This is a genomic window from Paenibacillus sp. sgz302115 (genome assembly GCF_056120445.1).
Map to the genome: position 1 here is coordinate 133,605 of NZ_JBVYOK010000012.1, position 12,746 is coordinate 146,350.

General features: G+C 48.5%; 11 protein-coding genes and 1 pseudogene. 6 read left to right on the plus strand and 6 right to left on the minus strand.

Annotated features, from left to right (window positions below; all coding sequences use genetic code 11):
• Positions 1–195 precede the first annotated feature (195 nt).
• Positions 196–1,704, minus strand: coding sequence for a cardiolipin synthase (cls, locus tag AC0LWN_RS21225; RefSeq protein WP_474668788.1), 1,509 nt, complete (start codon positions 1,702–1,704; stop codon positions 196–198).
• Positions 1,705–1,941: 237 nt separating this feature from the next.
• On the opposite strand from cls, the gene AC0LWN_RS21230 reads away from it, so the two are divergent.
• Together AC0LWN_RS21230 and AC0LWN_RS21235 are read left to right on the plus strand one after the other, a co-directional pair.
• Entirely contained in the window at positions 1,942–2,856 is a 915-nt protein-coding gene (locus AC0LWN_RS21230; RefSeq protein ID WP_474668790.1) for a TetR/AcrR family transcriptional regulator, read from the plus strand.
• Between the two features lie 124 nt (positions 2,857–2,980).
• Positions 2,981–6,178, plus strand: coding sequence for an efflux RND transporter permease subunit (locus tag AC0LWN_RS21235; protein ID WP_474668792.1), 3,198 nt, complete (start codon positions 2,981–2,983; stop codon positions 6,176–6,178).
• A gap of 70 nt (positions 6,179–6,248) precedes the next feature.
• Here the strand turns inward: AC0LWN_RS21235 and AC0LWN_RS21240 are convergent.
• A pseudogene (locus AC0LWN_RS21240) lies at positions 6,249–6,578 on the minus strand (IS1595 family transposase); the annotation flags it as partial.
• Between the two features lie 266 nt (positions 6,579–6,844).
• Between AC0LWN_RS21240 and AC0LWN_RS21245 the strand changes: the two are divergent.
• The 3 genes from AC0LWN_RS21245 (at position 6,845) to AC0LWN_RS21255 (ending at position 8,399) form a co-directional block, all read left to right on the plus strand.
• A complete protein-coding gene (locus AC0LWN_RS21245; protein ID WP_474668794.1) occupies positions 6,845–7,573 on the plus strand; it encodes an SDR family oxidoreductase in 729 nt (242 codons plus the stop codon).
• Positions 7,574–7,596: 23 nt separating this feature from the next.
• Positions 7,597–8,025 carry a MerR family transcriptional regulator gene (locus tag AC0LWN_RS21250; RefSeq protein WP_474668796.1) on the plus strand — a complete coding sequence of 143 codons (429 nt, stop codon included), beginning with the start codon at positions 7,597–7,599 and terminating at the stop codon, positions 8,023–8,025.
• Positions 8,026–8,309: 284 nt separating this feature from the next.
• Positions 8,310–8,399: a putative holin-like toxin gene (locus tag AC0LWN_RS21255; RefSeq protein WP_474668798.1), complete on the plus strand. Its 90-nt coding sequence runs from the start codon at positions 8,310–8,312 to the stop codon at positions 8,397–8,399.
• 186 nt (positions 8,400–8,585) lie between these two features.
• Here AC0LWN_RS21255 and AC0LWN_RS21260 read toward each other — a convergent pair whose 3' ends face one another.
• Positions 8,586–9,281 carry a TorD/DmsD family molecular chaperone gene (locus tag AC0LWN_RS21260; protein ID WP_474668800.1) on the minus strand — a complete coding sequence of 232 codons (696 nt, stop codon included), beginning with the start codon at positions 9,279–9,281 and terminating at the stop codon, positions 8,586–8,588.
• Positions 9,282–9,670: 389 nt separating this feature from the next.
• Between AC0LWN_RS21260 and moaA the strand changes: the two genes are divergently transcribed.
• Positions 9,671–10,672: a GTP 3',8-cyclase MoaA gene (gene moaA, locus AC0LWN_RS21265; RefSeq protein WP_474668802.1), complete on the plus strand. Its 1,002-nt coding sequence runs from the start codon at positions 9,671–9,673 to the stop codon at positions 10,670–10,672.
• A gap of 75 nt (positions 10,673–10,747) precedes the next feature.
• On the opposite strand, the gene AC0LWN_RS21270 is transcribed toward moaA, so the two are convergent.
• The 3 genes from AC0LWN_RS21270 to AC0LWN_RS21280 form a co-directional block, all read right to left on the minus strand.
• On the minus strand, positions 10,748–11,035 hold the full coding sequence (locus AC0LWN_RS21270) for a hypothetical protein (RefSeq protein ID WP_474668804.1): 288 nt from the start codon (positions 11,033–11,035) through the stop codon (positions 10,748–10,750).
• Positions 11,036–11,117: 82 nt separating this feature from the next.
• The gene (locus AC0LWN_RS21275; protein WP_474668806.1) at positions 11,118–12,350 is read right to left on the minus strand and encodes a tetratricopeptide repeat protein; all 1,233 of its coding nucleotides are present in this window, start codon (positions 12,348–12,350) and stop codon (positions 11,118–11,120) included.
• Positions 12,351–12,460: 110 nt separating this feature from the next.
• Positions 12,461–12,640, minus strand: coding sequence for a Spo0E family sporulation regulatory protein-aspartic acid phosphatase (locus tag AC0LWN_RS21280; protein WP_474668808.1), 180 nt, complete (start codon positions 12,638–12,640; stop codon positions 12,461–12,463).
• Between the last annotated feature and the right edge of the window lie 106 nt (positions 12,641–12,746).

Genomic DNA, 12,746 nt, shown 5'->3' on the forward strand with positions numbered 1-12,746 from the left:
CATAGCACAACCATGCATGGCAACTGGCACCACATAAAGGCTCTCCCAGTGAGCCGCAGCATTGTAATTTTCATGAGTGACATACAAAAGACCGCCGCAGAGCTATTCCTTGCTCCTTCCGGCGGTCTTATTACTGTTATCCTGCTGGCCTGTCCGTGCATTCTTAGATTACAAGCACGATAGATACGCCGATTGTCACAGCAGCGGAGACATCAGTCTTGCCGCCGATTCCAGAATCCGCTCCAGCAGGCGTTTGTTCATAAAGGTCTCATGCACAATCTGGCGGGTAGACAGCAAATCACGTTCAAAATCAGCTACGACGCGGGCTACACTCTCCGTCTGCAGCAGCAGCGCATTGACCTCGAAATTTAGATGGAAGCTGCGCATATCCATGTTGGCTGTTCCTATCGTCGCTATTTCACCGTCGGTAATCAACAGCTTGGAGTGGATGAAGCCCTTTTCATATTCATAAATCTTTACGCCGGATTCCAGCAGCGCCGGGAAATAGGTGTGGGAAGCCAGGAATGGAATCCACTTGTCCGGTTTGGCCGGGAACAGCAGCCGCACATCGAGACCGGACATCGCAGCCACGCGCAGCGCGGTTAAGATATCCTCGTCCGGGATAAAGTACGGGGTGGCAATCCACACCGACTTTTCTGCTGAGGTGATCATGGAGAAGAAGATATTCTTGAGTGCGCGGCGCTCATTGTCCGGTCCGCTGGCGATAATCTGCACCGCTCCGTCCCCGGTGGTAAAGCGCAGCTGAGGGGAGAGATAATCCTGCTCCAGTATTTTTTCCCCTGTCGTGTGCATCCAGTCCTGCAGAAAAATAATCTGCATCGTCCGCACCGCCTCTCCCCTGATCAGCATGTGCGTGTCGCGCCAGAAGCCATACGTCTTGCTTCGGCTAAGGTATTCATCGCCAACGTTCAATCCGCCCATAAAGCCGACATCCCCGTCGATGACGACGATCTTGCGGTGATTCCGGTAGTTCACCCGGCTGGAGAAAAAGGAAGTGGAATTGCCGTAAGCCGCCACCTGCACCCCGGCATCGCTCAATTCCTTGAGGAAGGCTCTTGAGAGCTGAATGCTGCCAACCGCATCATACATAAATCTGACGGCAACGCCGGCACGGGCCTTCTCAATGAGAATCTGCTGAATACGCGTCCCGATATGGTCAGCCCGGAAAATATAATATTCCATATGAATATGGTGCTGCGCCTGCCGCAGCTCCAGCAGCAGTGTGCCGAAGGTCTCCTCACCGTTGGTCAGAATACGGGTCTCAGAATTGAACGAAATGGGGGTCCGCGCCAGTCTTTGCGATAATCCCAGCAGCTTTTGGTGCGGAGCGTCAAAGATCGACCAATCCTGGTGCATCCGCAGCGCGTCATTCTCAATCCGCTCATAGGCCATCTGGTCGCGCTGAGCTTTTTTATCATATTTGCGCCGTTTGAACACATTTTGTCCGAACAGCAAATAGAAGACAAGCCCCAGCACCGGAATCAGCGCCAGCAGCAGAATCCAGGCCACCGTTGTGGAGGGATTGCGATTCTCCATAGAAATACCAAGCCCAATGGAGATAACGGTCAGAGTGGAGAAAATACTGATAATTGTTCCGGCAGTATTGCCGAATACGCCGAAGCCAAAGTAATAATAGGCCAATAAAGCCGCAATAATGACTAAAGTCTGCAATCCTCTTCTCATAGATAACCTACCTTCTCTTTATACCTTTCATCACTGAAATGACACATTTATATATTACATGAAGAATCTCATTCTTCCTACTGAAAACCGCCGTCAATCTGGAATTTAGACAATAATGCAACCTCTGGCCAACCCTTGCGTACCTAAATTTGTAATGTCTTAAAATGTATATTATAATCGACGTGACCAATTAGTCAATTATAGAACCGAGTAGTCAGAAAGGAGGTGCATTTCCTGGTGGTTGATAAAAATGCAACTAAAAAGGAGCAAATTATTAAAACAGCTATGCAACTATTCGCTGTGAAAGGCTCGTCTTCCACTTCCATGCAGGAGATTGCCGAGCTATGCGGGATATCCAAGGGCAGTCTTTACCTGGCATTCAAATCCAAGGAAGAGCTGGAACGCAGCATTTATATATATTGCTTCCGCATGATCCGCGACCCTCTTCAGCGGGAGGAGCAGGAGAGCTCAAGAACACCGCGGGAAAAGCTGCGCAACCAGATTGAAATCCTGCTTAATCATGTATACGAGCTGCGCCAGTTTTTGCAGCGGCAGATTCAGGAGTATGCCGGAAAAGGTGTGAAGGATGCGCCCGAGTGGCTGCGCAAGATCAACGGCCCCTTCATCAGTTGGTGCCTGAGCAAGCTGGAGATTCTGTACGGGAAGGAGATTCTTCCTTATGCAGGAGAATTGTGCCTGTTAGGAAACGGGATGATCTATTCTTACATCTGGGTTCTTTACAATCATGAGTCCGCAGTTTCGATTCCGCGCCTTGCTGATCACCTTGTGGATCTATTGGATGTTGCTGCAGCCGGCCTGCTCGCCGGAAGGCCTGTACCCTTGATCTCCTCCGCCGTTCTGGCGGACTGGGTAGAGCATCAAGAGGGGAGCCCGCGCCGGAATCCGCTGCAGCTTATCAAAGACATGAAGACCGGACTCAGCTCAGATCCCGGCATGGAACCACAGAGTGTAGAAGTTGCTCTGGAATCGCTAACGATTCTGGAGAGCGAAATTCTCATGCCTTATCCGCGCAAGGCCATCATTCAAGGCATGCTGTCCAACCTGCAGAGCTATCCGGTAGTGCACAAGGAACTAGAAGAGCTGACGAAGCTGATTCCGCTCCACATGCAGAATGTATGCAGTTTTCAATGAAGCTCTCAATGTTCGTGACAGGTATGACAAGCAGAGAGAAAGAAGTACGGATAGACAGTGCCAAGTACAATTTATACAGGAGGTTTTCCCGCGGGAAAGCCTGAGAGGAGCAGAAACGTAACTTATGAAGAGCCTAATTAATTTCTCGCTCAGAAACAAATTTGCCATTTGGCTTCTGACGATCATCATCGTGTTCGCCGGCCTGTACAGCGGTCTGACCATGAAGCAGGAGACTTTGCCTAATATCAGCATCCCTTATCTCAGCATTACAACGATCTACCCGGGGGCAGCGCCGGAAGGTGTCGTGAATGACGTCAGCAAGCCGCTGGAGCAGAAGCTCCGCAATGTTGACGGCGTGAAGACGCTGACCTCGAACTCGCTGGAGAATGCCTCCAGCATCACTATTGAATTCGATTATGGTACAAATCTGGACAATGCAACTGCCGCCGTTCGCGAGGCTCTAAATGAAGTAACCCTGCCGGACAATGTGCAAAAGCCGCAAATTTCCCGGTTCAGTCTAAGCTCGCTGCCGGTCATTTCGCTTAGCTTGTCCGATAGCTCGGGTAATCTGGAAGAGCTGACCCGCATTGCGGAGAATGATATCCGTCCTGCCCTGGAGGACGTCGAAGGCGTGGCCTCCGTACAGATTGCCGGACAATATGTGAAGGAAGTTACCCTCAAGTTCGACCAAGTCAAGCTTAAGCAATACGGACTGACGGAAGACACCATTAAAGGAATTGTTCAGGCCTCCTCCCTCCGCGTGCCGCTTGGCCTGTTCGAGATGGAGAAATCACAAAAAGCGGTTGTCGTGGACGGCAATGTCACCACAGTTGACGATCTGAAAAACCTGAGTATTCCTGTTGTTCCTTCTGGAGCGGGAGCGGGTGCTGCTGGAGCAAAGCCCGGAGCAGGCGCAGCGGCCAATGCTGCAGGCGCAGCTCCCGGGGCTGGAACAACCGGGGCAGGCGCTGCTGGTAATCCAGGTATGGCGGCCGGTGCCGGTCTGCCAACGGTAAAGCTTGGAGACATTGCTGATATTCAGGTTGTCGGCAAATCGGAGTCCATTTCCCGCACGAACGGCCAAGAATCCATCGGGATTCAAATTGTAAAAGCCAATGACGCCAACACGGTAGACGTGGTTAACGGCGTGAAGGATAAGGCGGATGAACTGAAAAAGCAATTCAAGTCGATGAATCTCACAGTGCTGCTGGACCAAGGGAAGCCGATTGAGGATTCCGTGAATACGATGCTGTCCAAAGCAGCTTTCGGCGCCCTGTTCGCCGTGCTCATTATCCTGCTGTTCCTGCGGAATATCCGTTCCACCATTATTTCCATTATCTCCATTCCATTGTCGCTGCTGATTGCAATTCTCTGCCTGCGCCAAATGGATATTACACTGAATATGATGACACTGGGGGCTATGACCGTTGCCATTGGGCGTGTCGTCGATGACTCGATTGTCGTTATTGAGAATATCTACCGGCGGCTGACCCTGTCCGGCGAGAAGCTGCGCGGCCGTGAACTGATCAGCGCAGCAACGCGTGAAATGTTCGTGCCGATCATGTCCTCGACCATTGTAACCATCGCCGTGTTCCTTCCGCTTGCTTTTGTCAGCGGTATGGTGGGCGAGCTGTTCCTGCCTTTTGCGCTCACGATGGTATTTTCCCTGCTCGCTTCGCTGGTTGTGGCAATCACTCTGGTGCCCGCACTGGCGCATACGCTCTTCCGTAACGGTCTCAAAAAGGGCAAGAACAGCCACAGTGAGAAGCCGGGCAAGATGGCTGCCGGCTATCAAAAAATTCTGAACTGGTCTCTTTCCCACAAGCTGATCACCTTCGGCGTTGCCGTGCTTCTGCTGGTCGGCAGCCTGTTCCTGATCAAACCGATTGGCGTCAGCTTCATGCCTTCCCAGGAGGAGAAGAACGTAATGCTCACCTTCTCGCCGAAGGCGGGCCAGACACTGAAAGATGTACAGAACCTGGGGCTGAAGGCCGAGAAATATATCATGGACCAGAAGTATATGGATAAAAAGTATTTGGATAAAATGCAATATTCCATCGGGGGCAGCAGCCCGTTCGGTATGGGCGGCTCTAATTCTGGCCTCTTCTACATCACCTTTAAAAGCGACACTCCGGATTTTGATACCGTAAAAGAAAAGCTGATTGAAGGCTTGACCAAAGAGGTGCCGGAAGGCGTGTGGGGTGATATGTCCGGCATGTCAGGCGGGGGTCTTGGCGGCAACACGCTGACCGTTAATATTTTTGGCGACAGTCTTGAACAGTTGAAGCCGGTAGCCGACGAAATTGCCGGAATCGTGCAAGCAGACACTGCCAACTTCAAGGATGGAAAGACCAGTCTAGCCGAAGCTTATGATCAATATACAATCGTAGCTGATCAGGCAAAGCTCAGCTCCCTCGGCCTTACTGCCGGACAAATTGCAATGAAGCTCAGTCCTGCCGGTACCCGCCCTGTCCTGACAGAGGTAGCGATGGACGGCAAAAATTATAAAGTCTATATTGAGACTGACAAAGACAAATACAGCAGCATTAAGGAAATGCAAGACGCTACGCTAACCTCTCCGCTTGGGATCACAGTGCCGATTGGCGAGGTAGCCAAAATCGAGAACGGAACTTCGCCAGACTCCATTACCCGGGAAGACGGCAAAATGAAGGTTGATGTTACCGCCGAAATCATTGCGAGTGACGTCAACAGTGCTTCGAACAATGTCAAAGACAAGATCGACGCACTCAAACTGCCAGATGGCGTAACCGTCACCTTCGGCGGTGTAACCGAGCAAATCAACGATACCTTCGGACAACTCGGCATTGCCATGTTAGCCGCTATCGCCATCGTATACTTCGTGCTCGTTGTTACATTCGGTGGAGGCCTAGCACCGTTTGCAATTCTGTTCTCCCTGCCGTTCACCGTAATCGGAGCGCTTGTTGCCCTGCTGCTGGCAGGAGAGACCCTGAACGTCTCCGCGCTTATGGGCGCTCTGATGCTGATCGGGATCGTTGTCACCAATGCGATTGTCTTGATCGACCGCGTAATTCACAAGGAAAAAGAGGGAATGTCAACGCGCCAAGCCTTGCTTGAAGCAGGAGCTACCCGTTTACGCCCAATCCTGATGACCGCGCTGGCAACCATCGGCGCACTGCTGCCGCTCGTAACCGGCCTCGAAAACAGCGCAGGCATTATCTCCAAGGGCCTCGGCGTAACGGTTATCGGCGGTCTGGTCAGCTCCACCCTTCTGACACTGGTTGTCGTACCGGTCGTGTATGAATTCCTGATGAAGTTCCGCAGCAAAAAGGTATATGAATAAGCAGTGATCATATAACTGTAGAATAAAGATAAGGCGCCTTTCCTAAGTGGAAGGGCGCCTTGTTTTTTACTTAAATAATAATTAGCTCAGGATAGGTAATCGTCGATGACGAAACGCAACATTGAGCCAATCGATTAAAGACTTCGCTCTTTACTTCGCGTCGGTTAAATCGGTAACAGAATTCATCCAGATAAGCTTGAAGGTGCTTTCTGTCCAGACCGTGATATGTTCCGCCAATAAAAGCTTTTGCGTTGGAGATGACCGTGTGGAGCCATTTGAGGTGGTCCGGATTTTCTGCCGGATTAAACAACTTGGCTTCATGTTGATAACCGTTCTTCGCCAAGGTTTGATAAGATCGATACTTATCGCTGGATATCGTTGCACCGGCCACTTCATGTTGTATAAATGCTGATGGCAGGCTTCCTCGGTTTGGAATGTTTTTTGGAACTGAATTAAATTCATCGGTTCTTTCTTTGCCATAAGAATCACTCCCGAACTAACGTTTGTTTTCAGTATATCAAACGTTAGTTCGTATTTTTAGGCCGGATTTGAGTTTTAGGCTGGCAGGATAATAACGCTTGACTTGGAGTATACTCCAAGTTGTAAATTCAAAGTAAGGTTGTCACTAAAATTCAGACAAATTCTATAGTGAAAAGAGGTAAAAACATGCATAAAGCTAAGAAAGTTCTGATTACCGGAGCAAACAAAGGAATTGGATACGAAACGGCTAGACAATTGGGGTCCATGGGTTTTATGATCCTGCTTGGAACGCGGAACGAGGAGAAAGGAAAAGAGGCTGCAGCCGCGTTGGTAAATGAAGGAGTGAATGCCCGTTTTATTTTGTTGGACGTTACGAACCAAGATACGATTGAAGCAGCAACCAGGCAGATTGAACAAGAATTTGGGTCGCTCGACGTTTTGATTAATAACGCGGGAGTATCTTTGGAAAGAGGCGCTTCCCCAAGTCAACTTGAATTGGCTGTTTTAAAAGAAACGTTTGAGACTAACTTTTTCGGCATGTTTGCAGTGACGAAAGCAATGCTTTCCTTACTAACAAAGTCTCCATCCGGGAGAATTGTCAACGTATCGAGCGGCCTCGGTTCACTAGCAATAAATAGCGACCCAGAATCCGAATTCGCCCGTTTCAATTTGCTGGCCTACAGTAGCTCCAAAACAGCTGTTAACGCGTTAACCGTAATGCTTGCCAAAGAATTTAAAAATTCACCGCTGAAAATCAATGCTGCTGATCCCGGCTATACGGCCACCGATTTAAATCGCAATACGGGTTATCGTTCAGTCGAGCAAGCCGCCAGGATTATAATTCGCCTTGCTACGCTTCCAGAAGAGGGGCCAACAGGAGGTTTCTTTGATGAGAATGGCGAAGTACCTTGGTAATTATGACTTAAGGGGACGATCTTATGCAGGAAATTCCGGAGATAGTAACCTCCATTAAGCAAGCTGCAGAATTAACAGGTTTGACGGAAGATACAATTCGTTATTATGAGAAAATTGGATTGTTGCCTTATGCTGACCGAAAACGAAACGGGCATCGGGTTTACAGCAGTGACCAGATCCGAGGGATCATATTTTTAACCCGGTTGAGAGCAACAGGGATGACGTTAGAAGAAATGAAACGTTATCGAGAACTTTCAAGTATTGGTAACGATACGATACCCCTAAGACTGTCCATACTCGAAAAGCACAAACAAAAAATCCAAAAAGAAATCTCCAGATTGTATGAAACCGAAAAAATCATTGAATATAAAATCGACCACTATCGTGAGATCTCCCAAAATCCAGATCTTAGCAATACCAACTGTACCCCTACTGTAAGTGGAGACCTGTAGACTGTGTAATCAATCTGAAATAACTTTATCTCTTCATTTATAATGAAGCCACGTTAGTGGCATGAGCATCGTATACATTTTTATATGCTTTTGTTGGAACAGGGGCTGTCCGAAGAGTCATCGTTATTGACTGTGGGACGGCCTCTAAAACTTTTTTTCCAATTACCTGAGGTAACTGGATAGTCAGATAATAGTATATGCCAGCTATCACATCCCATGATATAATCACAGGAGCAATAGAAAGGCTAATATGGGCGGTCGGCTACTCTCCCGGAAGGGAGGTGATGCCAATGGAGGTTTACCAAGCGTTGTCCCTGATGTTCATGTTCGGCATGTTCATCATAGCTCTGCTGAACTACCTCAAAAAGAAATAGACCGCCCTGTCCAAAGGAAGCGGTCTAATTCTGTCCGTAAACACCTTTTAAGCCACCGCCCTTAAAAGCGGCTGTTGCAACTGAGGACCGTGTTAGCGCACGGTTCTCTTTATTTTACGCTTATTCTGGCTCTATTATAACATGCTGATTCTTTATTTCAATCCTCGTATATTCTTTATTTCCAGCCTAAGCCGTAGCAGTCGCGCTGCTCTCCAGCGAGGCCTTCCAAGCCCGTAGCATTTGCAGATCATACGGCAGAAATTCTTCCAGCATGTGGCTGAGTCCCAGATAGAGCGGGCTATCTGTTGCGGCATTCAGTCTCTCGCAGAATTGCGGGGTCCATTTCAGCAAATGCTCCTCCAGGAAGCTTTCCTGGATTTCCAGCAGCTCCATTGCACTGCGGATCGAGAAGCTGTTGTGCAGCATACGCTCATGGAGCACCGCCATAAATTCAAGCTCAATGGAGATATGATCATCGGCTTCGCCGCCGCATTTTTTAAAGACAATCCCTGCTGATGCGTAGACATCAGAGAGAACATTGCTGAATTCTTCTTCACGGCCAAGTTCAGCCGCTTCACGGGCAATAATGGTGCTGGCTGCACGCTCATTCATCAGCCGCATGTATTCCCGGTTCTCTCGCTCGCAGATCTGCGGCAGCGCCGAAGGCTCTTGGCTGCAGAGGTAGCGCTTCAACTCCCGCCCGCCTTCAGTCATGTCCGCAGCCACACTGATCTTTTGGTTGCGGCTCCACTGCGCGACCAGCGAGAGGCTTGGCTTTCTTCCATAAAAGTCCACTAAAAGCTGATATATTAATCCCCGACTCTCCAGCCAACGGTTAAATATCTCCGGTACAACAAGTGATGAAACTGTTTGTGTTGTCATTTTGCAAATCCTCCCTATTGGTTTGCCGGACGCTTATCGCCTATAATCGTACAAGGCGCGCGTTATCCGGTATCATAGCTGTGCTCATCGCAAAAGTGAATTGTAGAAAAAGTGTGAATCTTCCGCACTTAAATTATATCGAATTTGTTAAGCGCTTTCAGTGAGCATTCTATGACCATTACTTAAAATTGTCGCAACTCTGTCAAATTTAGGCTTTGCCATTTCAGTTCAGTCACATATGATTTAGGTTGTCCTTTTCTTCTGCTTCACAACCCGTGGCCCTCCTCTTCCTAACTCTTCGCAGGTAAAGTGCCGCAGCCTGGCGCATTGACGCGAACGATTACAGTCATTAAAATTTAAAGTAAAATTCAAGCTGAAGGGAGCACTCTATGGAACCGCTGACGGACCCGTTCGGACGTTTACATGACTATATCCGCATTTCGGTTACAGACCGCTGCAACCTGCGCTGCATTTATTGTATGCCTGCGGAAGGAATGCAATTCCAGCCCCAGGACGAAATTATGAGCTATGAGGAAATAACCGCTGTGGTGAAAGCCCTCGCGCCGCTCGGTCTGAGCAAAGTGCGGCTCACGGGCGGGGAGCCGCTGATCCGCAAGGATATAGAAAAGCTGGTATCCATGATCGCCGCCATCCCGGGCATTAAAGATATATCGCTGACCACCAACGGCCTCCTGCTTCCGGGCAAGGCTGCCCTCCTGAAGCAGGCCGGATTATCGCGGGTGAACATCAGCCTGGATTCCCTGCGGCAGGATCGCTTCGCCATGATCACACGCGGCGGCGAGGTCGCCAAGGTGCTGAAGGGCATTGAAGCCGCTGAAGCAGCGGGCCTCTCTCCGATCAAGCTCAATGTCGTACTGATGAAAGGCATTAATGACGATGAAATTACAGACTTCATCTCACTTACCCTGAACAGCCCGCTGAATGTGCGGTTCATTGAATATATGCCCATCGGCAGCGCAAGCGATGCCTGGCGTCAGACCTATCTGCCGCTGGAGACCGTAGTCGAAGCCTGCAATGCTGCAGGCTGGGCCACGGAAGAAGCAGACATGCCTTCGGGCAACGGCCCATCCCAGAACCGGCGGGTCGTCGGCGCACAGGGAACCTTCGGGCTGATCCATCCGGTAAGCGAGCACTTCTGCGACAACTGCAACCGTCTGCGCCTCACCGCCGACGGCCACATCAAGGCCTGCCTCTACTGGGCGGATGAATACAATGTACGCCCTCTGACCGGAGATCCGGCTGCAGTTCAGGCCCTTTTCCGCAAAGCTCTGGGCAACAAGCCGCACAACCACGAAATGGCCCTCGCCCTGGAACGCAAAGCCCAAAGCCACACCCCCACCCTGCGGCGCATGTCGCAAATCGGGGGGTAGTGGGTAGAAACTTCTGAACAAGCGGAAACGCCATCCCAATGTGAATGGCGCTTCCACTATAGTTTACCGAGAATTTTAGTCTTTAATACGCTTTTTTAGCCAGTTGGGCATAAAAGCCTGGCTAGTCGGAATACCCTTGTAAAATTGATGAAATTCATCATATTTCCATAAATCCTCAATTTCATCAATGACAGTTGAAGGAACTAAATAATTTTTATTGCGTTCAAGAATGTATCCATTGCTGCATAAGTTACATTTCACTGCAAACTTGTTCAATGAAAATGTAGAGTAAATAGAAAGCTCATGCCCACAGTTAGGACAGAAGACTCCATAGCGGCGTGTAATTAGTTTATTAAAATTCATATTTAGCCACCTATGCCAAATTGCTTGTTTTATACAGAAATCAATTCCTAACCTAAACTGTAGTTTTCTGCGTTAGACAATTCTATATATTTATCTCAAAATCCACCGATAGCGTACCTTTTATGACATTACGTTCGTTGTCGATTTTGGCAGAAAGCTCCACGCCGTTCATTGAGATTTCATTGCTTTCGTACCGCCTGCGGGCCAGATAATAGGTCGCCAGTTCGCTGCGGAAGCGGGCGTGTTGATCATCGTTAATTTGCTTATTCTGTATAAAATATCTTCGGTAGGGAATATAAGCCGAAAACCGCTGCAGGATATGGTCTATATCCCACTGATAGCGATTGGCCGTCTGCACAATTCTGAACAAGGCTATAAAAATCTCATTCTCTTGTGTTGAAATATAATCTACGTATTCATCTAATACCTCTTTTTGTCCATCCATTATGCGATACAAATAAGTATTCGCGGTTCCCCACTCCCGAAATTGATTGAGAACCTGGTTAACTTCCTCTCCATCTTCCTCTATCCAGCTTCCATCCATGTAAAGTGGTACAATTTCCAATGCAGCCTTATAGTCTTCAAGCTCCTCGTATACGTATGCGCGCATTAATTGTGCATACAGAATATACGAATACAAAGGTTTCTTATGGATTCTTTTCTGGTCGTACTTGCGATCAGATTTACAGTGCAGCTTATATTGAACTGAAGCGAGCCTGAGCAGTTCCTGCGCCAGCTCATTCACCTTCTCCCACTTATGTAATGAGCCATATACATGTGCCAAAAGCCTTAACGCATCCAACTGATGAGCCTCATCCAGTCGAGTAACATAACTCTCAAAAAGAGTAGCTGCTATCAGATTCTTTTGCGGATCATCTCCCAGGGCCATTTCGAATAGACGGTATTGGCAGAGTGCCAGCCGTTCGGAGTGCTGATACTTCTCGCTGGCTCCAACATTTTCATATAAGATCGCTGCCGCCTGCTGCTTACCCTGCTGAAATAATTCTTCCGCAAGATCAAAAAGCAGAGGTCCATACATAAGATTATCCAGCAGGCTCTGAACCAAACGTTCGATACAATCCAGACGTCCAAGCTCCGCAGAACGCAAAATAAACGGCCGAAGCCGCCGCCAGGTAGGAGCAGAATCATACAGACACTCATCCACATACTTACTGTAAAAATAGTCTTTCGCCAAGCCCATAGTTTGGGTGATCCGCTCCAGATGACTCATCGCCATAGCCTGCTGACCTTTCATGATCCTGCTAAGTGTCCCGGAATGAATACCGCTGACTACAGCGAATTTATTAATAGTCATCTTCTGACCTGATAAATAGGCCCATATCTCATCGCGTATTGTAGCTGTGTGCTCCAAGGGAATACCACCTTCTTCAGCTTTTAAATCGTATTAATTTTTATACATTCAAGTCAGGCTTGCCGCCGTCTCTGCTTCATGTGAATATTGCTGTAATCGTTCAGCAGCTTGTCCAGTTCTACCGATTGTCTAAGCACCTCTGGGTGACCAAAACCACCATATCGCGTATGCATCTGATGAAGCTTGCGCCTTGTCCGCTCAATACGAATTCTAATGAATACAGTATTATACATGACGATTTTCGCCTCCTTATGCAATATTTTAGTTATTTATGTAAAATCAGATAGTTTCATCATGATTGCAGCACCTTAATAATTTAGTGTGGTAAAGAGTTTTCGA

Coding starts and splice junctions, on each gene's coding strand:
- cls (WP_474668788.1), bottom strand. CDS start 1,704: ATGAGAAGAGGATTGCAGACTTTAGTCATTATTGCGGCTTTATTGGCC.
- AC0LWN_RS21235 (WP_474668792.1), top strand. CDS start 2,981: ATGAAGAGCCTAATTAATTTCTCGCTCAGAAACAAATTTGCCATTTGG.
- AC0LWN_RS21245 (WP_474668794.1), top strand. CDS start 6,845: ATGCATAAAGCTAAGAAAGTTCTGATTACCGGAGCAAACAAAGGAATT.
- AC0LWN_RS21250 (WP_474668796.1), top strand. CDS start 7,597: ATGCAGGAAATTCCGGAGATAGTAACCTCCATTAAGCAAGCTGCAGAA.
- AC0LWN_RS21255 (WP_474668798.1), top strand. CDS start 8,310: ATGCCAATGGAGGTTTACCAAGCGTTGTCCCTGATGTTCATGTTCGGC.
- AC0LWN_RS21260 (WP_474668800.1), bottom strand. CDS start 9,281: ATGACAACACAAACAGTTTCATCACTTGTTGTACCGGAGATATTTAAC.
- moaA (WP_474668802.1), top strand. CDS start 9,671: ATGGAACCGCTGACGGACCCGTTCGGACGTTTACATGACTATATCCGC.
- AC0LWN_RS21270 (WP_474668804.1), bottom strand. CDS start 11,035: ATGAATTTTAATAAACTAATTACACGCCGCTATGGAGTCTTCTGTCCT.
- AC0LWN_RS21275 (WP_474668806.1), bottom strand. CDS start 12,350: ATGACTATTAATAAATTCGCTGTAGTCAGCGGTATTCATTCCGGGACA.
- AC0LWN_RS21280 (WP_474668808.1), bottom strand. CDS start 12,640: ATGTATAATACTGTATTCATTAGAATTCGTATTGAGCGGACAAGGCGC.